Below are 20,425 nucleotides of genomic sequence, written 5' to 3'. Positions count from 1 at the left end.
AAAAGCGCGGCACCTGGCCGCTCTTTGAACGTTTCGGGCAGATTAAGGGATATCAGAGCACTTTGATCACCGGCTGGTGCATGATGGCAACCTCGTTTTGATAGACGACTAGCTCACCGGTTGGTGCGCCCTGCTCACCCAGCACTGTCACGACACACTCGTAGCGGTAGGGGCCGCTGGTGAATTGATAGGTATGGTTGCCCCCCGTCCCCTCCACCCTGATGATGCCATTTTTCAGCACCAAGTCCGGCTTGTCGCTGAGCGCCTTGCCCTTCGCCCAGGAGGCATAGCGATAATGGCCATCCCCCAGCTCGTCGATGCGAATGGTAAATTTCTCGGTCTGCCACATCAGTTCGGGGCTTTTGTACTCCCGCAGGCCGGGATAAAGATCGCTTTTCTGTTTGGTGACAAGCTCGGCCTTCAGTTTTGCTGCCTGCGCCGTCTGATGATTGATAGCTATCACCTTGCCATCGAAATCCAGCCACATCTCGCCACTGCCGAGCATGATGCCGCGCCAGCCCATGGTCTGCCAATCCTGCCCGACCCGAGAGGTGGCGATACTCTTGAGAATGGCGTCATCAAACACCTCGTCGAAACGGGCCACCATCTCGGACGAGTTCTTGATGACCGGGATGGGGTACTCCTGCTTGAAGGGGTACTTCATCTGACGGGCAAGGGCCTGCGGATCCCGCGCCCTGGCGGCATCGATCACCTTCTGTACCAGAGGGTGATACTCGGCGCCGAGCTGCGACTCCTCGGCCTGGGTTGGCGCCGTGGCCAGCAGCGACATCAGCACAAGCATCGCCCATCTGCGCGCACTCTTTGACGACCGAGCGACGTTCAAGGGAACCCACCACTGCATCTTGCTCATGCCACCTCCTCAATCAGCTTGGCCATCATATATTCATCGACATATGCCCCATCGACTCTCATCGTATTGCGTTTGACACCTTCCACCTCGAATCCGCAGGCGTGGTATAGCGCACAAGCCCGGGCATTGTGGCACATGACGCCCAACTCCATACGGGTAAAGCCGTGCGCCCTGGCCCAGGCCTCCAGCGCAGACATCATTTTTTTGCCAAAGCCCTGTCCAGCTGCTGAGTGTTGAATACCGATAACGCAATACAGTACATGTTTGTTGCGATTTGCCGGTTGACCGATGCCGACAATAAAACCTGTAATCTCGCCATGTACCGACAGTACCAACATGACTTTGTTGTTTGCATCGACAAACGAGGCCAGTATTTGAGCTTGCTCGACCTCTGTTGTGGTGCGCTCACCCGGCTCATAGAGCATAAAAGTTGTTTCATTGTCGAGTCTGTTCATCAGGGCCAGTACGCTATCTGCATCCGATACCCGGACTTGTCTCACTTCCATATATTTTCCCCCTCCATGGGACTTTTTTTCCCCCCGTTCAAATACGGCTACTGATTACGTCGGATCCGGCAACCAATATTCATAGAAGTCTGTCTCGGCATGCTTGGGGTTTGGCCCCAGATATTGCCACCCGCAGCGCCGATAGAAACGTAGCGCCCGCTGATTGAGACGGCTGACCGACAACACAACCCGCCGGCAACCGGCCTGCCGCAGTGTGCGACCAATATACCGGAGCAGTAATTCGGCCATGCCTTGACCACATGCCTGTGGCGTCAAATAGATCAGGTATATGTAGCCGGTATCCGGTTCGGCTGAGAAAGTGCAAAACTCCAGCTGCCCCACTATCTCACCAGCCTGCCATACATGCAGATAATGCCACTCCTTGCTGGCCAGCCTGACCGCCATCCGCTCATGATACCCGGTCAGAAAGCGCTCAAACCCCTCATGGCGATGGAAGCTGCAAACATAGGCGTCCCGGCGGGCCGCCACACAAAACCCATAGTCACGCGCCAGGTTTATTTTTTTGAACTCGAGATTCATCGCCATCCTTGTCACCTTGCCGCAGCCAACCGACAGGTGTTCAAGCCGGGTCTATGTGTCAAAACAGGTTCTTCAGCGCACTGAAATCCGCATATAAAACGCCTTATGTCATGGCAACATTCGCTGCAGATCTTAATCCCCCCCACCTCGATATAAACGGATGGCTCAGCGCATTGGCATTGGCATTGGCATTGGCATTGGCAAACAGGTTGCCGGCCATTTTCATCTGGTGTCAGCAAGCTGCAAACCAGCACTCAACCGACAGACAATAGGTGGTGAACATCCGCCCGGAGAACCGCGTCTTCTCTACCCGGCTCGCCTTGCTGGCCAACGCCACATAGGCGGGACGACTGTCCAACAGATGAAAGCGGACCTCGGAATGCCCCATCTCCCGCGCCCAGCACATCATCTCCCTGAATATGGCTATGCCGGCTCCCCAGTGGGCCTGATCGATGACAATGGCCAGCTCGACGCCATCCTCATCCGGCTGTATTCCGCACCACCCTGCCAGCTGCCCATGGATCAACACGGCTCGAACACGACACCCCGGCTGCTGGTTGATCCGCATTTTGTCATCCATCCAGCACCCTACCTCGGGCAGATCAAAGCGGGGATGATCAATCAGGTGTTTTCTGATCGTCGCGTCGTTGAGCAGCGGCAGAAAATCCGGAGCCAGCACATCGTCAAAATGCTTGAATTGCACTGTCATATATCAGTCCCAGCCTTGATTGCGTGAATGAAACAAGACCCAACGGCAGAGGTTTTCAACATCACATAGGCCATGACGACCTCGTCACCGGCCGGGACAAGGAGACAAACACCTCATCCCCCTCCACCACCTTGTAACCGAGCCGAAGGTAAAACCGCACCGCCCTCTGGTTGTCTGTGAAGCTGGACAAGGTCACCCGACTTTTACCCTCACGCTCCGCCTCGCGATACAGCCGGTCCATGACGGCCGAGCCCAACTGCCGACCCTGATACTGCGGGAAGATGATCAGCAGATGAATGTGCAGCGCATCGTCGTATGGCTTGCAGCAGAGCAGACCGACTCGCTCGCCCCCTGCAGGATCCACGAAAACCACTGCGGTTGGTATTCACTGCTCAACCGCTCGCGCTGAAAGTCGTCATCCCAGCCAAAGACCGCCTCAACATAGGGAAAAATCCCCTGTTTGACGGCAGCAAAGCGCTGTTCGAACTCACTGTCCGGCACATCCGCCAACGCGATCTCCATCTCGTCCCCCCGTTAAAGCCATATCGGCCCTCCTGGATAGCCAGTCGTGTCGTTAAGCAGACATGGCCTGCCACGGTTTTTATCTAGAGCACTAGGCTTAGCGCAAATTTGATTTTCATTTGGATATCTTACCGACCAGCGGGGAGATGAAAAGGCTATTGGGCAGAAATAGGAGAAACCTGTGCAATGCAACATCCCTAACGGGTGTCGTGAAGATGCAAGCTGGCGGATCATCGACACCAAGGAATAGCGGGAAAGCGTCTGGGCTGGACACTTGGCATATGGGGGAAAATTGGGCCAGCAGCAGGCCCAATTCGCTTATGGATGGCTCACCTCCGCCATAAAAATCAGCCGCAGCGGCTCTGCCAACAATGTATCGGTCTGATTGGCGAAGGCCTGAAAATAGTCGGTCGCACAATGGGCATCCAGCGCAGCCTGACTGACAAAGGCTTCGCGCATATAGAAGGTGCCCGGTTCGTCGCGCAATTCAAACAGTACGTAATCCAGATTGCCCGGCTCTCGCCGCGTCGGCGCAATGAGTTTGAGCAACTCACGGCGCAGCGGATCTCTCATGCCGGCGCGGGCTTTCAGTACGGCGATGGACACCCGTTTCTCTTCACTCATCTTTATCTGCTCCATTTTCAGGGATAGGCAAAGGGGCTCCGGTCTGGGAGCCACCTTTGAGCGAAGGAGCAGTGTAAAAGGGAGTACCCGGCGGGATATAGCCGGGCAGATTGGACACTCTGTTCGTGCCATTGAACGAGTCGGCGACTAGAGCACCTCTATCTTCACCTTGATAAGGCCGGATCTTGTGCTGCCAATGCTGCTAAAAGCCGATTTGGAGAGATCTATAATACGCCCGTTTTTAAAGGCGCCGCGGTCATTGACCCTGACCACCACGCTCTTGCCGTTGGCGAGGTTGGTGACCCGCACCATAGCGCCGAAGGGCAACTCCATGTGGGCGGCGCTATTGAGGTTGTTGCGATAGCGCTCGCCGCTGGCGGTCTTTTTGCCGTGATAGCGGTCGGCATAATAGGAGGCGAGCCCGGTGTCGGTATAACCGCGCCAACTGCCGCCGTGGCTGTCGTCATATCGGCTGCTGCAAGCTGCCAGCAGCAGACAAAGCGATAACAGCAGCCCTTTTTGTACGTCTTGCATCTTTCCCTTCATGTCAGCCATGGGCTTTGTCCTTGCTCCCCTTGCCGGGATAAGCGGTTCTGTCGTGCCGTAAAATGACCACCTAGGGATGACCAATCGCGCGTTCCATGCCGCATCACGTCTTTCAAGCAACGAGACCGGAGCACCCATTTTCCCATATTTTCCATATAAAACGGGAGGCCTCAGCCTCCCGTTTGTGTGTTCACCCGTCAACCTGTGTCAGGCGATCAGTTTGTCATCGGCGAAGCCAAAGCCCCGCAGACCCACCACGTGCACGTGTTCATGCTTGCCCTGCACCTTGCGGATCAGCTTGTAGGTGGTGCCCTTCTCAGGGCTGATGTTCTCGGGCGCCGCGATCAAGAGCTGCATATCTTGCCGTTCGCACAGCTCGAACAGGGTGGCGATGGATTTGCCATCCAGGCGCGCCGCTTCGTCGAGGAACAACAGGCGGCAGGGGGCTATGTCCTTGCCGCGCAGACGGCGGGACTCCTCCTCCCAGCTGATCAGCACCATCAGCAAGATGGCCTGACCGGTACCGATCGCCTCGCCGGTGGAGAGCGCACCGCTCTCGGCCCGCAGCCAGCCATCGGCGCCACGCTGCACCTCGATCTCCAGCTCCAGGTAGTTGCGATAGTCGAGCAGCACGTCGCCCATCACCTGATAGCTGCGATCCCCCTGCTCGGTTTGTGGGTTGAGACGCTGGAACAGCTTGGCCATGGCCTCGGAGAAGCTGAGCTCCTTGTCGGCGAACAGATCGTTGTGCATGGCACTCTGGTCCGCCAGCGCGGTCAGCAGACGAGTGTGAGCCTCGCGGATATTGACGTTGAGGCGCACCCCGCGCACCAGACCGAAGGCGATGTTCTGCAAGCCCTGGTTGAGCACCCGGATGCGGTTCTGCTCGCGGCGAATGATGTTGGTGATCTTGGCCGCCACCTCATGAGAGGAGAGCGACAGGTGATTTTCACGCTGCTTGAGCTCGTCGGCCAGGCGCGCCAGCTCGATCTCCATCTCCTCGATCGCCTCCACCGGATCATCGGAGCGGATGATGTCGTTGCGGATGCGATCTTTGAGGTAACGGTAGACCTGCACGTAGAAGGCGACCTTCTGCTCGGTGCTGCGGTTGCCTTCAGACAGACGCAGCGCATCACGCAGGGCCTCGTCGTGAGCCACGGCAACCCGCAGGGCGCCGAGCGCCTTGTCCGACATGGATCTCAGCTCGTCGCTGTCGAGGTACGCCAGCTCGCGCTTGTTGAGGCGCTTCTCGACATCTGTGTCCCGTGCGAGGCGCACCACCCGCGACCAGCTCGCCTTGTGGCCCACCAGGGATTTACGGGCGCTGTAGTAATCCTTGCCTTCCAGCTTGAGGCGCCCTCCCAAGGATTCAATCTCGCGCTTGGTCACCTGCAACTGGGCCTCGGCGCTGGTGCGACGGGAACGGGTGCGGATGAGCAGCTCTTCGATCTCTTTCTTGTGGGCGCGGGATTTCTCTTCCATGTCGTCCGACAGTGTCAGTCCCATGGCCGCCAGCTCCTGCTCGAACTCGGTCAGAGTCTGGCGCTTGGCCGAGGCGCTGGAATCGAGCGCGGTGCGCAGTTGCAACGCCTCTGTGTGGCGCTGGGCAATCTGCTTGTGCTGCTCCCCTGCGGTGCGGGCGGCCAGCTCGGCTGTTTTAAGCTTCTCTTTGAGCCGCTCGCTCATCTCGGACGCTTTGCCAAGCAGGTCTTGTGCGTCCTGATAGGCGAAGTGCGGCAGACGGGCCACCAGCTGATCGAGGGCATAGCAGCGGCGCTTCTGCTCGGCCAGCAACTCGCTCGTCTCGTCGAACGCCGCCTGCAGGGCGGCGAGATCCTGGGGATCCTGGCGCAGCACCTGCACCAGGGTCTCGAGTTTCTCGAGCGCCTTGCCGTGCTGGGCGATAAAGGCTTCGGCTGTTTTAAGTGCCTCGACGTCGGCGTGGGCCGCCTCGAGACGGGCGGCCAAGTCAGCCTCCGCAAACAGATGGGCAAAGGGCAGCATCCCCTGCACCAGCTGGATATATCGGGTCAGCTGGGCAGCAATGGCCTTGGATTCCCCAAGCTGCTTGTCGCACTCGGCTATGGCCCCCTGCAAGGTGCGCAGTTCGGCCTGCTTAGCCTGCACCTCGGCTTCGGGGTCGGGGCGGAAGGCGATATCCAGATGTTGGCCGATAAAGTCGCGAAAATGTCCGTAGAGACGGTGGAACTTCTGCTGCTCGAAGGCGGCCTTGGCGTAGCCCTCGATCAGATTTTCCCGCTCGAGATCGAGCTGCTCGATCCGTTTTTCCCGGGCGGCGCGACCAAACAGCGGCAGCTCGGGGTAGCGGGAGAAGCGCACCTGACGCTTGCTGGTGCGCACCAGCACGGCGTCCCCCAGCTCGTCCGCTTCCACCAGATCCTCGTCAAAGGAGTCGGGGTTGCCCTGAATGAGGTAGATATCTTCCGGGCAATCTTCCAGTTTTTTCAGCCGCTCTATGGCGCCCTCAAGGTCGAGCACCACAAGGGCACTGCGAGCCGGACCGTACAGCGCGGAGTAGTAAGGGGCATCGTCGATGGAGATGTCGTCATAGACATCGGAGAGCAGCACGCCCCCCACCTGCTCGGCGATGCGGGCCAGACGCGGATCCGCCTCGCCAGCACCCAGCTGCAGGTTGCGAATTTGCAGCTCCAGCGCCTGCTTCTGCGCCGCGATGCGATTGCTCTCCTGCTCGAACTCGCGCTCCTTGTCGAGCACGGTCTGCATGCCGGCCGAAAGCGCCTCGGCGGTAGCGAGCGGCAGTCCGCTCTGCTCGCGCAGCTGCTCGAGCTTTTCAAAGGATTTGAGCCAGCGCGGGGCCAGCTTGGTGAGTTCGCCGATATCACGGCCCAGCTGGGCACCCTGATGCTCCAGGCTGGCGCGACGCTGGTTCAGATCGCTCTGCTGATCGGCCAGCTCTTCCTGACGGGTACGCTGGGCTTCGAGGAAGAGCTCGAGCTCGTCCTGGCTCGCGATCTGCTGGCCACAGGCTTGATGCAGCTCGTCACGCAACTTGAACAAGGCCTTCTGGCTCTCGCTCTCTTTTTCGAGGCGAGTCAGGGCTGCGCGCAGCCCCTGCCCCTGCGCAATGCGGGCTTTGTCTTCGATATGGCGCTTGAGCAGCGCCTGCGCCGTGGGCCAGGCGGCCTCACGGGCAGTTTCGGGAGCGATAGTCAACAGCAGCGTCAGCGCGGCCTGATGTTCGGCTACCGCCGCCTTGGCCAGTGCCAGCTGCTGCTCGGCCCCCAGCATCCGGCTGGTGAGGCTCTGTTCGGCGGCGCGGAACTGATGCAGGGTCTCGCTCGCCTGTTCGGCGCTCAATCCCGGCAGTTCGCACTGCGCACGGGCATTTTCCAGCGCCTGCACCGCCTGACGGTACTGGATGGCGCGGGTCTGCTGAATGTCCAGCGCCTGCTGATAGTCGGCCAGCTGGGTCTTGAGGCTGTCTACCTCTGCCTGGGCCAGCTCCTTGCGCTCTTCCGCTTCCAGCAGCTGACCGTGGATCTCCTCCACGATCGCCTGCTGTTGCTCCAGCTTGTCGACCAGCTCCGCCAGATCGGCGCGATACATCTCTATCTTCTTTTGCAGAGCAACGGCGGCCATCACCTTGGCCAGGTGCTCTGCAGCGGACTCCAGCTCGTCAGTCAGCAATTTTTCGCGGTTGGTGAGCTGCTCCACCTCGTCGGCCAGATAGATGGCGCGCTGGCGCTCTTCGGCCAGAATGCGGCGCTTGTCCGCCAGCTCCTGACGGGTTTTGAGGGCCAGCTCGGAGAGACGGTTCTTCTCGGCGGCGTTGCGCACATAGTCGGCCGCCACATAGTGGGTGGTCTCGGTGATCAGGTTCTTGAACAGATCCCGCTGACCTTGCGTCTCCTTGATCGCTTCCAGGGTGCGACGGTTCTCGTAGATGGCCGCCTCCATGTCCTGGAATGCCTTGCGCACGCCCGAGTTCTCCGGCAGCAGGTATTCACGCAGGGAGCGGCTGATCGAAGAAGAGATGCCGCCGTAGAGGGAGGCTTCGATCAGGCGATAGAACTTGCCGCGATCTTTTTGATCACGCAGCTTTTTCGGGGTGATGCCGAACTCGAACATGAAGTTGTGATAGTCGGTCACCGTATTGAACTTGGCGACCTTCAGCGCCCCCAGCTCGGCGGCGGCCCCTTTCAGATCGGCAAAGGCACGAATGCGGCCCTTGCCGCCCTCGAGTTTCTCCAGCAGCAGATCCGTGGGCGACAGGTTTTCTGGCACATCCACCAGCGCAAACGGGGTGATGTTGACCTTGTTGTCACGGTTCTGGATCTGCTCCAGGTGCACGCCGACCCAGATCCGCTGCTCGCGGCTGTTCATCACCTCCAGCACTGAGTAACAGGAACCCCGTTGCAGCTTGCCGTAGAGCCCCTTGTCGCGCGACGCACTGGAGGAACCCGCTTCCGTGGTGTTGCGAAAATGCAGCAGGGACTGATCCGGGATCAGGGCCGCGATAAAGGCCGCCATTGTGGTGGACTTGCCCGCCCCGTTGCCGCCGGACAATGTGGTGACCAGCTGGTCGAGATCGAAGGTCCGGGCGAAGAAGCCGTTCCAGTTGACCATGGTCAGGGATTTGAATTTGCCTCTCACGCCGCACTCTCCATCAAATCGGCCGACTCCATCTGTGCCAGAACATTAACGTTGCAGATCATCTTCCACCTCCAGCTCCAGCTGCTCTTCATCCAAATCTCCCTCGATGTCGTCAAACAGCGAATCGCTGCTCGGCATCTCGTCGTCGTGGAAGATGGCCTCGCCCTCCTGGATCATCCGCAGCTGCACGGCACGCGGATCTTCATCGGAGCGCACGTCGGCGGCAAAGCGGAACACGGATTCGTTGACCCGGAATTTGTCGCTGTTGCCAAGGGCCGTGATCATGCCCAGACGCCGCAGGCGGCGCATGGAGGTGCGGATCTTCTCCAGCAGCTTCTTCTTGTCCAGATCGGTGCCGCCGGAGCGGCTGTTGACCATGCGCAGCAGCTGCTTCTCGTCGGCCAGGCTCAACACCTCCTCCTGCAGCTCACCCATGGCGAACACCCCTTCCGAGGCAAGCCTGTCCGGGCTCAAGTAGAGGTAACAGAGCACCTTGCCCACCAGCATGTCGAGCTCGGAGAGCACGGTCGTGCCGATGTCGGCGCTGGGGCGCGGACGCAGGTAGAAGAAGCCTTCCGGCGCCTTGATGAGTTCCACCTGATAGCGGCCGTAGAAGATCTCCAGCTCGTTGTGATACTCCACCAGCGCCGAATGCTGTTCGAAATCGTCGGCACTGATGTGACGGCCCGAGCGCAAGGCGGTGTCGATGCGCGGAAACAAGGGGTTGGCAATGGCCTCTGCGAGCCGCAGCGGCAAGGGAAACTCAGTATTGATCAATGACATAGGCCTGAACCTTGGATCCAGCTTGGTTAATGGGTTTCCATGCGGGTTGGTGGTGCAGCTCGCGCTCACCGCTGGCATGGCCCAGGCGCACGGCCTGGTCGATCAGGAGACGCGCCACATCGAAATGGGCGTGAGCCGGGTAATCCAGCAGGTATTCCCGCAGCACATCGGCCACATCCAGCTGATGGCCCTGCTCTGGGTAGCGGGCCAGGTAGCGCTCGATGCGCTCAGCCAGCTCCTGGTTGATGTCCACCATCTCCATGTACTCCATCTCGAGGGGCACCTCGCCGGTGACCTCTTCATCGTGGATGGCGATGGTTTCATCCCGCAGCTCCAGCAGACGGGGCTCCTCGGCCACCCTCAGCAAGAAATTGTGCTGCTCGAAATTGCGGATGGAGTCGCGCAGCCGCTGGCTGAAGGCGCGGTTCTTGTCCATGTCGATGGCGTTGCGGATAAATTTGTGGACGTGCCGATCGTAACGAGACCAGAGCTCGATGCACTGCTGGCCCCAGCTGGTGATCACATCGAGCCGCCCCTGCAGGGCGTGGGTCAGCTCCTCGACATGGAACAGATCGTCGCGCCCCTGGGCCACTTCCTGAATGTTGAGCAGCCCCGCCTGCAGGCGGTGGCCGGCGGCGTCCAGGGTGTCTTGCAGCTCGCGCAGGGTCTGGCCTGTCTCGTGCAGCAGTTTTTCGCAGCTGTGGATGGCATCGACCCAGTTCTGGGTCAGCAGGGCCGCTATCTCGCTCTTGACCTGATTCTGCTGCTCGTCCATGGCGCGCTGGGTCAGATCGATGCGCCCCAGCGTCTCTTCCAGCGAGAAGGTGAGCCGTGGCAGCACCTCTGCATCCCACTGCTCGCGAGTGTTGGTCTCAAGCGCCGCCTTGCGGGCGGTGTCGAGCTCGGCCGCCAGGTGTTCAAGCAGGATGGAGAGCTTGATGGAGTCGACCTGGCGCTGATCCATGAAGAAGTCGACGATCCCCATCCCCAGCCGCGACAGGCGATAGAGGCTCTCCCCCGCCACCATATCGGTGGTGAAGCGCGACAGCAGCTGCTGTCGAATGAGATCGTTGATGGCGTTGTTGGCGCGACCTGTGAGGGTCTCGTCCATCTGGCCAAAGGCGTTGCTGACATAGCCGAAGGCATCGTGCAGCGCCGCTTCCGACAGGTCCGACTCATCTTCGGACAGGGTCTTGATTGCAATTAGAAAGGCCAGCCGGTCGGTCGGCAGGCTCAGCGCCAACCCCTCCTGCCTGACCCATCCCACCATCTCGGGCAGGGTACGGGATGTACTCATCATGACGTTGTCATCTCGTTGTTGTAATTGAGCGCGAAAGCTCGCGCACGGCTACATCCGGTAGCATCAGAAAAATCACGTTATCCCGAGCATCAGCGGGCGGATTGCGCCGCCATCAGCTGGCCGGCTTTTGTGCCATCACATGGATGCATTGACCCAGGGACGGCAAAGAGCACCGAAGGGATCATCCCCCAGTCGACCCACTCTCCGACCCATCAGCTGACTGGCTTTTGCGCCATCACATGGATATAGCGACCCAGGGAGATAAAGGGTTCCTGGCGGCAATATTGCTGCTCCATGGCCAGCAGATCATCGAACTTCTCGACCTGATCCTGCTTGTGGCGCATGTAGTCGTGGATGACGCGCACCCCTGTCTTGCCGATGATCTTGAGCCCCCCTCGCCCAATCCAGTCGTATACCTGCTCCGGCAACTGCGGATTGGTGGGGGTCAAGGCGGTCTGGCGCTTCTTGCGCAGGCCGAGGCGCACATAGTCAAAATTGCCTACCACCAGGCTCTGAAACAGCAGGCCATGACGGTTGTAAAAAAGCAGCGACAGTATGCCCCCTGCCTTGACGAAAGGGAACAGACCGAGCAAGGTCTGGCGCGGCTCGGCGAGCCATTCCAGCACGGCGTGGCAGAGCACCAAATCAAAGGTGCCGGTCACCTGGCTCTTGAGATCCTGAATGGGGCACTGGATGAGACGAATTCTGTCTTCCAGCCCCTTTTCGGCGATCTGGACCCGTGCAAGTTCAAGCATTTCGGCGGAAAGATCGCACAGTTCCACCTGATGACCCATGGCCGCCAGCTTCTGGGCAAAGTAGCCAAATCCGCCCCCCGCATCCAGGATGCGCAGGGGTCGGTTGCCAAGGCGCGCCAGGCAGGCTTCTATGTCGCTCCACACCACTGTGGTGCGAATGCGCCCCTTGGTGGAGTCATAAATGTTGCGGGCGAACTTGTCGGCGCGCCCGTCAAAACTCTGATCTTGCTTCAAGACACACTCAACTTTTGGCCGCAGGGTTGGGCCTGACGAAAAAAGAGGGGTATTCTGTCACATCCCGAATTTGCTGAAAACTCAAGGACGACATCCCAGTGTTTGAGCTCAACCTGTTTGCCGCCAACTTGTTTGTTATCAAGAAATGGCTAGGCCAATTGCTGATGCCGCTGCCCTTCTCTCTCTCCCTGTTGCTGCTGGCGCTCTTGCTGCTCTGGTTCACCCGTTTTCAAAAAACCGGCAAGCTGCTGGCGACCCTCTCCTTGCTGGTCGTCACCCTGATGGGTATGCGACCGATAAGCTACGAGCTGGCCCGCCCGCTGGAGCAGACCTTTCCGCCCTTTGAGATAAGCCAGCACCCGGATATAGCGGCCATAGTAGTGCTGGGCAACGGCCATGTGAGCGATCCGGCCGTGCCCGAGCGAGCCTGGCAGAACAACATTTCGCTCGCTAGAACGCTGGAGGGGGTGCGCCTCGCCCAGGCTTACCCACAAGCAGAGCTCATCTTCTCCGGTTATGTGTCAGGGGATCCCCTCTCCAACGCCGAGGTCAATGCCCACATGGCGGCAAGCCTCGGCATACCTCGCTCGCGGATGACGTTGTTTGAAAACAACAAAGACACCCATGACGAGGCCGTCAGCATCAGCCGTTATCTCAAGGGCAAGCGAGTGGCGCTGGTCAGTTCGGCCACCCACCTGCCGCGGGCCATGGCGCTCTATCAGGGACAGGGACTCAATGCGGTGCCGGCCCCCACCGACTACACAGCCAAGCAGAGCCAGGTGGCGCAACCCCTCTACAGCTACCTGCCGAAGGGGCGGTATCTGATGTATTCCGAGGCTGCCATTCACGAATGGATTGGGGTATGGTGGGCCCGTTTGCGAGGGCAGGTTAACGATTGAGCAATCGAGCCTTGCATTCCTGATTTGGATCAGGAAAGCGAAAAAAAATTACGTCATTTGCCGCCGGGTCAGCTATCTTGGGCTCGGTTCAATTCATATAATGTCGCGCAATCAAATGCCTAGGAGAGTTACAAGATGAGACAGCACCTGGTAATGGGTAACTGGAAACTGAACGGCACCAAAGCTTCTGTCGAAGCTCTGATCAAAGGACTGACCCCGGCTGCTGCCGCTCATCCTTCTGTGCAAGTCGCCGTCTGCCCGCCGGTTATCTTTTTGGGTCTGGTTGAGCAGCTGACCGCTGGCAGCAAGATCGCCTACGGCGCCCAGAATGCCGACCTTCACGAATCCGGCGCCTTCACCGGTGAAAACGCCCCCTCCATGCTCAAAGCCTTCGGTTGCACCTACTCCCTGGTCGGTCACAGCGAGCGTCGTACCCTGCACGCAGAGAGCGACGACGTGGTTGCCGCCAAGTACGAAGTCATCCAGAAAGCTGGCCTGGTGCCGGTACTGTGCATCGGTGAGACGCTGGAACAGTTCGAAGCCGGCGTGACCAAGAACGTGGTTGAAACCCAGCTGAAAGCCGTCATCGACCGTTGTGGCATCGCCTCCTTCAGCAACGCCGTGGTTGCCTATGAGCCGGTATGGGCCATCGGCACCGGCAAGACTGCTACCCCGGAAATCGCCCAGTCCGTCCACGCTCACATCCGTCAGTACCTGGCCGGGTTTGACGGCGCCGTGGCTGCCAAGGTACAGATCCTGTACGGCGGATCTGTCACTGGCGCGACCGCAGCCGATCTGTTCGGTCAGCCGGACATCGACGGTGGCCTGGTGGGTGGCGCGTCCCTGAAAGTGGACGACTTCTCCCAGATCATCGCTGGCGCAGCCAAGTAAGCTGTTGCCCAGGAGGGGGCGCTTGCCCCCTCCTGCATATCGCTTTTCCTATGGCGGCCCCCGCATCCCATACGAAAGCCGATATAGTCAATGTGGCTTATCTCATTTTCAAAACTTCGTATTAGACAACTCAGATCCAGAGGCACTCATGACCAAACAAATCAAACGTATTGGTGTTTTGACCAGTGGTGGTGACGCACCGGGTATGAACGCAGCCATCCGCGCCGTGGTGCGCGCCGGTCTGCATCATGGCCTGGAAGTTTACGGCATCTATGATGGCTACCTCGGTCTGCATCAGGACAGGATCGTCAAGCTGGAGCGTCACAGCGTCTCCGACGTGGTCAACCGCGGCGGCACCTTCCTGGGTTCCGCCCGTTTCCCCGCCTTCAAAGACCCGAAAGTGCGCGCCGAAGCGATCGAAAATCTGAAAAAACACGGTATCGATGCCCTGGTGGTGATCGGTGGTGACGGCTCCTACATGGGTGCCAAGAAGCTGACCGAGGAGGGTTTCCCCTGCATCGGCCTGCCGGGCACCATAGACAACGACATCGCAGGTACCGACTTTACCATCGGCTTTGATACCGCCCTGAACGTGGTGGTTGACGCCATCGACCGTCTGCGCGACACCTGCAGCTCCCACCACCGTATCTCCGTGGTCGAGATCATGGGCCGCCACTGCGGCGATCTGGCCATGTCTGCCGCCGTTGCCGGTGGTGCCGAGTACGTTATCGTGCCGGAAGTGACCTTCGACAAGGACAAGCTGCTGCAACAGATCAAGGAAGGCGAAGCCAAGGGCAAGAAGCACGCCATCATCACCATCTGTGAGCACGTCACCGACGTGAATGCCCTAGCCAAGGACATCGAAGCCATGACAGGCCGCGAGACCCGCGCCACCATTCTGGGCCACATCCAGCGTGGCGGCTCGCCCACCGCGCGCGATCGCATCATGTCCAGCCGCATGGGTGCCTTCGCCGTTGAACAACTGCTGGCCGGTCAGGGTGGCCGCTGCGTCGGGATCCAGGGCAACGAGATGGTGCACCACGACATCATCGACTGCATCGAGAACCTCAAGCGCCCGTTCGATCAGGAGCTGTACGATCTCTCCACCACCCTGTTCTAAGCGCCTGTCGCTTGCTCAGCCTGTTGTGACAAAAAACCCTCCGCTGGAGGGTTTTTTCATGCACGTCGTGTGCCCCGCAACGGGCGGAACCGGCAGCCGTGCAGGCGCCCTCTCTCTTGCCACGCCATCTGCTGCGCTGTTTTCCAAATCTTGCCCCATGCCCGCCATACCGGCGAGCGGATCGCCTCCCTGGCCCCTGGATAGTCAGCGACAGCCCTCTCGCCATAGACGAATGGGCGCGGCTTCCTTGCCAAGGTTTGGCGGCTCACGACATCCAGGGTATGCCGGCTGGCGGGATTGCCTTTTCTGCATCGGACGCAGGATCAGCCCCCATATCTCCTCCCATCACCACAGGCCGCCGGTGGCGTCGGCCAAACTCATCGCTAGCACAGAGCCCTGTATCGTCATCCGGGGGTGCTGAGAGCCTCTCGGCCCACTCAATGCCGTCGCACCGGGGCACGCAGACGCATGGCATAAGAAAAAGGTGAGCCCAGCGCAGGAGCCGTCATTCGTGCCCCCGCAATGGCAAGCCCCCCATCATGTTCGCCATTTTTTGCGTACTAACTGAGAAGCGGGTACCGCGCCTGCTCTCTGAAAGAGGCGCCCTGTCAGGCTTCAAGGTTCAAGATGCGACAAAAAATGGATGCACTCTTCAAATTCAGCCAAGGGACAAGCCAACTGGCTTTCGACGACATTTTCAGACGCCACAGAGGGGCTTGAAAGCGGATAAAATTTCAAAAAAACCAGAAAAGCCCCATACAAAACCCACTGAGAAATTGACACGAACAAAACATAACATAATGAATTTTATAAATTTATACCACATACACAGAGTGCGCATCGGCATCACAAAGAAGGCCAGATGATAAAACAGACGCTAAAATGCAAAAACAAGGCTTTAGATGCTTAAAGCCAATAAATTGCCACATAAATACATTTTACTATTGTTTTACCGCACAATTGTGGTATCTTGGTCCCATCAACAGTCAGCCAAGGGAGACAAAATATGAAAGAGTTTGTTGTTACTGCCGTTTTTACCGTGTTTTTCACTCTGGTTGCCGTCTCTCTGCCGTCGCTGTCACAGCTTTGAGCCGGTTAGTCATCCAGAATTGTGTATTGCTGAATGACAGCCATAGCCCAGGCGCTGACTAATTCACCACTCTCTGTCTTTTTTGGCTATTTCACCCAGCGTGATACCGAAAGCCTTATTTAGAACTGGTTGATGCACACTATATAAGCTGCATGTCACTGCCACCGTCCACAAGGGGAGCCTCATCGCTCCCCTTGTTGCATTTGTGCTCCGGGATTTACTCTTGCTCCCCTGCCCGTCACAATATCCGCTGGACTCGCCATGCAGGAATTACCATGACCCAAGATGCTCTACGCCAGTGGCGTCGTGATCTTCATCGTCTGCCCGAAGCGGCCTGGTGTGAATTTCGCACCAGCTCCCTCATCGCTCACCACCTCTCAAAACTCGGATTTGAAGTCATGCTGGGGGACAAGCTGCTGGCCAGCAACCTCATCATGGGACGGGAGGTAGACGTACAAGCCCAGAAGGAGCGCGCCCTGCGTCAGGGTGCACATCCCGACTGGCTGGCCCGCATCGAAGAGATAACGGGTGTGATGGGCGTGTGGGACAGCGGTCGTCCCGGCCCGACCCTGGCCTTTCGCTTCGATATCGATGCGGTGGAAGTCGATGAGAGCCAGGATGAGCTGCATCCCCCCAGTCAGGAGGGGTGGCAGTCTCGCAATGCCGGCTGGATGCACGCCTGTGCCCACGACGGACATACCGCCATCGGGCTGGTACTGGCCGAGCGGATCGCAGCCCTCGCCGATCGGTTGAACGGCCGTATCAAGTTGTTCTTCCAGCCCGCCGAAGAGGGCTGCCGTGGCGGCAAGGCACTGGCGGCGGGCGGTCAGCTCGACGATGTGGATGCCCTGCTGGCGCTGCACATCGGCATTCATGCCAACAGTGGCGAGCTGGTGGTCAATCCCACCGAGTTTCTCTGTTCCACCAAGTTCGATGTGGAGTTTCTGGGGCGCGCCGCCCACGCGGGGCTTGAGCCCAACGCGGGCAGCAATGCGCTGGCGGCAGCCTGCACGGCGACCACCGCCATGCTCGGCATTGCCCGTCATCGCGATGGCATGACCCGCATCAACGTGGGCCAGCTCAGCGGTGGCAGCGGTCGCAACGTGATCCCGGGCCATGCCCGCCTGCAGGGGGAAACCCGTGGCGCCACCCCGGCGCTTAACGACTACATGTTCGGCCAGGTGCAGCAGATAGTGGAAGGGGCCGCCATGATGCAAGGCGCCACCTACCTCATTCGCAAGCAGGGGGAAGCCATCGGTATCGAGAACAGCCCGGCCCTGCTCGAGGAGATAGTGCCGCTTGCAAAGGCGCTCAAGCTTGAGACCATCCACACTCGCCGCTTCGGCGCCAGCGAGGATGCCGGCTTTCTCATCGAGCGGGTGCAGCGAAACGGCGGTCAGGCCGCCTATCTGATCCTGGGGGCCAATCTGGCGGCGCCTCATCACCATCCTGAATTCGACTTCGACGAAACCGTGCTGGAGCACGGGGTCGCCCTGCTCGAATCCTGGCTGCTCAGTCGCCTGGGTACCTGATAGATGACAAGATGACAAAAGGCAGCCCAAGGGCTGCCTTTTTTGTTGCTGGCGAGCGGCTCGCCGCTTGGCTTACTGCCCCAGCACTATGGTGGAGAGGTGGGCAAAGTGGTGGATCTCGTGGGTCGCCTCGCACTCGGTGTCGTGGCGGTCCGGGTTGTACCAGCAGGTAGCCAGCCCCTGCGCCGCGGCACCGGCGATGTCGGTCTTGGGGTTGTCCCCCACCATCAACACCCGCGCCGGGCTCGGCTGCCCCATCAAGGCCAGGGTATGCTGGAAAATGGCGGCGGCCGGCTTGGTCACCCGTACCTCGTCCGAGATGACCAGCGGCTCGAACCAGTCGCTCCAGCCCAGCTTGCTGAGGCGACCCCGTTGCGGCAGGCTGAAGCCATTGGTGATGATCCCCATCCGCACCCGGCCTTTGAGAGCCTGCAGTGTCTCCAGCACCCCCTCCAGCGGCACGCTCAGGGCGATGATCTGCTGCAAGAAGGTGTCGTTCATCGCCATGGGTGCTACGTCCACCTGCTCGGCAAACAGGGAAAAACGGGTCTGCTGCAGGTGGGTCGCATCTATCTCGCCCGAGTTGTACTGCTGCCACAGACTGTGGTTCAGAGCATGATATTCCGCCATCTTGGGGGGCGTCGGCGTCACGCCGTAGAGCTGCAGAGTCTGCTCCAAGGCCTGGGCGACCGGGAAATCGAGCAGAGTTTCGTCCAGATCGAACAACACCCAGTCATAACTTGGTACTTTCACGGGATCCCTTACTGTTCTTGTTCATCGAGTTCATGGCGGCGGCCCAGCGGGCTGGCGAGCAAGTCCAGCGTCAGCCTGACCCCGAATCCGGTCACTTCACTGCTGACCACGCCATTACCCCCCTTGCTGCGAAAACCGCTCAAATCGAGGTGCAGCCAGGGGGTCTGGGCAGGCACGAAGCGGTTGAGAAAACGGGCAGCATCTATGTGATCCGGCGATGCGCCCGGCGCACACTGTAACAGATCGGCCCACTCGCTATCGAGGTTGTCGTCATAGTCCTCATCCAGCGGGAAGGGCCAGACTCGCTCACCGCTGCGCTGGCCCAGGGTTATCAGCTCGCCGAACCACTGGGGCCGGTTGGTAAAGGCGCCGCTGTAACGGCTGCCCAGTGCCCGCTTGCAGGCCCCCGTCAGGGTGGCGTAATCGATCAGCAGATCCGGATTATCCTGCACCGCCATGCAGAGGGTATCCGCCAGCACCATGCGCCCCTCGGCATCGGTATCCACCACCTCTATGGTGGTGCCGTTGAGCGCCGTCACCACCTCCCCCGGCCGATAAGCGAGCGGGCCTATGTGGTTCTCGGCGATGGCGAGCCAGCAGTGCACCTCGTAGGGCAGGCGGGCCCGGCTGATCGCATAGAGGGCGCCCAGTGCCACTGCGCTGCCACCCATGTCCAGGTGCATGCCATACATGCTGCCGGCGACCTTGAGGTTGTAACCGCCCGAGTCGTGACAGATCCCCTTGCCCACCAGGGCGACCCGGCGCACCGGATTCGGCGGGCAGTAACTGAGCTTGACCATGGCGGCCTGGTTGTCTTCCGAGCCTCTCGCCACCGCGATGAAGGCGCCGGCTCCCCGTTCGGCCAGTTGGGCCTGATCGTACTCGTGCCACTGCCAGCCTTCGACCTGGGCCAGCTGACGAGCCCACTCCCGATAGCTGCGGGCGGTGAGATCGGAGGCCGGCGATACCGCCAGATGCCGCGCCATGCCATTGCCTTCGGCCTCGGCGTAGATCCGCGCCAGATCCAGCACGCAGCGAGGCGACACAGCAATCTGCTGATAGCGCCACTCATCCTCGGCGCTATGCTTGTGGCTCGGCAGCGGCACATTGGCCGCCAACAGGCAGGCAAGCGTCAGCTCGGCCAGCTGCGCCCTGTCCCCCTCGTCAAACCCTTCCAGATGCAGCCCCATCCGCTCGATCTTGAGTCCGGCCAGCGGGGCTATCCAGGATCTGGCCTGCTTGTAGAGGGCGTGATCCCGGGTGGGACGGGCTCCGATGAAGATCACCAGTTGCAGGCTGTTGTGTTGCACCAGGCTGTAGGGCGCCTTCTGCCCCAGCGCTATCTGGGTTGCCACGGCGGCAAACTCAGGTCTGGCCAGAACAGAGTCGCGCAGATCTTCGGCGACAAGCAGCAGGTTGGCCGAGAGCCCGTTGCCCATGGCCTGGCTCAGGGTGGCATCATGAATGTCGATCTGGGGGGGGAGATAAGTGAACTGTTGCATCATTGGGCAGAGGCCTCGTCCATGAAGAGATATCACTGATGATACCCAACAAAGCGCGGTGGCGGCCAGATTTGCACTTGAAAATCAATATCAAGCGTGATTATGCGTACATATGATGAGCAACCGGAAACGGTGCGAAACATAACGAGGGGAAAACAAGAGGAAAAACGAAATGGAGAAACAGAAGAAAGTTGGTTGCGGGGGCCGGATTTGAACCGACGACCTTCGGGTTATGAGCCCGACGAGCTACCGAGCTGCTCCACCCCGCGTCCGAATTGTACTGCCTTCATCACCACACACTACCGAGCAGAAGTAGCGTGCTGTCTTTACGTTCATCGCTTGGCATCACCCTCGCCATGAGCACAAATAGTTGGTTGCGGGGGCCAGATTTGAACTGACGACCTTCGGGTTATGAGCCCGACGAGCTACCGAGCTGCTCCACCCCGCGTCCGAATTGTACTGCCTTCATCACCACACACTACCGAGCAAAAGTAGCGTGCTGTCTTTACGTTCACCGCTTGGCATCAGCCTAGCCATGAGCACAAATAGTTGGTTGCGGGGGCCAGATTTGAACTGACGACCTTCGGGTTATGAGCCCGACGAGCTACCGAGC

The 20,425-nt window shown here is 59.5% G+C and carries 16 protein-coding genes, 2 tRNA genes and 1 pseudogene; 4 read left to right on the top strand and 15 right to left on the bottom strand.

Annotated features, from left to right (window positions below; all coding sequences use genetic code 11):
- Nucleotides 1-52: 52 nt before the first annotated feature.
- The 11 genes and pseudogenes from ACM3N8_RS00095 to cmoM form a co-directional block, all read right to left on the bottom strand.
- Nucleotides 53-871: a hypothetical protein gene (locus ACM3N8_RS00095; protein WP_416015285.1), complete on the bottom strand. Its 819-nt coding sequence runs from the start codon at nt 869-871 to the stop codon at nt 53-55.
- The gene (locus tag ACM3N8_RS00090) at nt 868-1,377 is read right to left on the bottom strand and encodes a GNAT family protein (protein ID WP_348686341.1); all 510 of its coding nucleotides are present in this window, start codon (nt 1,375-1,377) and stop codon (nt 868-870) included. The genes ACM3N8_RS00095 and ACM3N8_RS00090 overlap by 4 nt, the downstream gene beginning before the upstream one ends.
- 54 nt (nt 1,378-1,431) lie before the next feature.
- Entirely contained in the window at nt 1,432-1,917 is a 486-nt protein-coding gene (locus tag ACM3N8_RS00085) for a GNAT family N-acetyltransferase (protein ID WP_348686354.1), read from the bottom strand.
- Between the two features lie 232 nt (nt 1,918-2,149).
- Nucleotides 2,150-2,626, bottom strand: coding sequence for an N-acetyltransferase (locus ACM3N8_RS00080; RefSeq protein WP_348686342.1), 477 nt, complete (start codon nt 2,624-2,626; stop codon nt 2,150-2,152).
- Nucleotides 2,627-2,687: 61 nt separating this feature from the next.
- Nucleotides 2,688-3,148, bottom strand: a pseudogene (locus ACM3N8_RS00075) (GNAT family N-acetyltransferase).
- 318 nt (nt 3,149-3,466) lie between these two features.
- Entirely contained in the window at nt 3,467-3,772 is a 306-nt protein-coding gene (locus ACM3N8_RS00070) for a putative quinol monooxygenase (protein ID WP_416015284.1), read from the bottom strand.
- A 147-nt stretch (nt 3,773-3,919) separates the two neighbouring features.
- Nucleotides 3,920-4,306 carry a septal ring lytic transglycosylase RlpA family protein gene (locus ACM3N8_RS00065; RefSeq protein WP_098985123.1) on the bottom strand — a complete coding sequence of 129 codons (387 nt, stop codon included), beginning with the start codon at nt 4,304-4,306 and terminating at the stop codon, nt 3,920-3,922.
- A gap of 219 nt (nt 4,307-4,525) precedes the next feature.
- Nucleotides 4,526-8,953, bottom strand: a complete 4,428-nt coding sequence (gene mukB, locus ACM3N8_RS00060) for a chromosome partition protein MukB (RefSeq protein WP_290018039.1) — start codon at nt 8,951-8,953, stop codon at nt 4,526-4,528.
- Nucleotides 8,954-8,998: 45 nt separating this feature from the next.
- Nucleotides 8,999-9,736, bottom strand: a complete 738-nt coding sequence (mukE, locus tag ACM3N8_RS00055; protein ID WP_290018038.1) for a chromosome partition protein MukE — start codon at nt 9,734-9,736, stop codon at nt 8,999-9,001.
- Nucleotides 9,717-11,036, bottom strand: a complete 1,320-nt coding sequence (mukF, locus tag ACM3N8_RS00050; RefSeq protein ID WP_098983984.1) for a chromosome partition protein MukF — start codon at nt 11,034-11,036, stop codon at nt 9,717-9,719. The genes mukE and mukF overlap by 20 nt, the downstream gene beginning before the upstream one ends.
- 212 nt (nt 11,037-11,248) lie before the next feature.
- On the bottom strand, nt 11,249-12,025 hold the full coding sequence (gene cmoM / locus ACM3N8_RS00045; RefSeq protein ID WP_043141973.1) for a tRNA uridine 5-oxyacetic acid(34) methyltransferase CmoM: 777 nt from the start codon (nt 12,023-12,025) through the stop codon (nt 11,249-11,251).
- Nucleotides 12,026-12,153: 128 nt separating this feature from the next.
- Here cmoM and elyC point away from each other — a divergent pair, with 128 nt between their 5' ends.
- The 4 genes from elyC (at nt 12,154) to ACM3N8_RS00025 (ending at nt 17,557) form a co-directional block, all read left to right on the top strand.
- Complete coding sequence (gene elyC, locus ACM3N8_RS00040; RefSeq protein ID WP_290018366.1) at nt 12,154-12,924, top strand: envelope biogenesis factor ElyC; 771 nt, start codon at nt 12,154-12,156, stop codon at nt 12,922-12,924.
- Between the two features lie 135 nt (nt 12,925-13,059).
- A complete protein-coding gene (gene tpiA / locus ACM3N8_RS00035; protein WP_043141977.1) occupies nt 13,060-13,815 on the top strand; it encodes a triose-phosphate isomerase in 756 nt (251 codons plus the stop codon).
- A 148-nt stretch (nt 13,816-13,963) separates the two neighbouring features.
- A complete protein-coding gene (gene pfkA, locus ACM3N8_RS00030; protein ID WP_042652255.1) occupies nt 13,964-14,935 on the top strand; it encodes a 6-phosphofructokinase in 972 nt (323 codons plus the stop codon).
- A gap of 1,365 nt (nt 14,936-16,300) precedes the next feature.
- On the top strand, nt 16,301-17,557 hold the full coding sequence (locus tag ACM3N8_RS00025; protein ID WP_103470694.1) for an amidohydrolase: 1,257 nt from the start codon (nt 16,301-16,303) through the stop codon (nt 17,555-17,557).
- 72 nt (nt 17,558-17,629) lie between these two features.
- Here ACM3N8_RS00025 and yjjG read toward each other — a convergent pair whose 3' ends face one another.
- The 4 genes from yjjG to ACM3N8_RS00005 form a co-directional block, all read right to left on the bottom strand.
- Nucleotides 17,630-18,310 carry a pyrimidine 5'-nucleotidase gene (gene yjjG / locus ACM3N8_RS00020; RefSeq protein WP_290018035.1) on the bottom strand — a complete coding sequence of 227 codons (681 nt, stop codon included), beginning with the start codon at nt 18,308-18,310 and terminating at the stop codon, nt 17,630-17,632.
- An 8-nt stretch (nt 18,311-18,318) separates the two neighbouring features.
- Nucleotides 18,319-19,815: a M17 family metallopeptidase gene (locus ACM3N8_RS00015; protein WP_416015283.1), complete on the bottom strand. Its 1,497-nt coding sequence runs from the start codon at nt 19,813-19,815 to the stop codon at nt 18,319-18,321.
- 189 nt (nt 19,816-20,004) lie between these two features.
- Nucleotides 20,005-20,081, bottom strand: a tRNA-Met gene (locus ACM3N8_RS00010).
- Between the two features lie 102 nt (nt 20,082-20,183).
- Nucleotides 20,184-20,260: transfer RNA gene (locus ACM3N8_RS00005), tRNA-Met, on the bottom strand.
- Between the last annotated feature and the right edge of the window lie 165 nt (nt 20,261-20,425).

Source organism: Aeromonas sp. A04 (assembly GCF_047780465.1).
Taxonomy (GTDB): domain Bacteria; phylum Pseudomonadota; class Gammaproteobacteria; order Enterobacterales; family Aeromonadaceae; genus Aeromonas; species Aeromonas bestiarum.
This window is presented reverse-complemented; position numbering and strand designations above follow the sequence as displayed.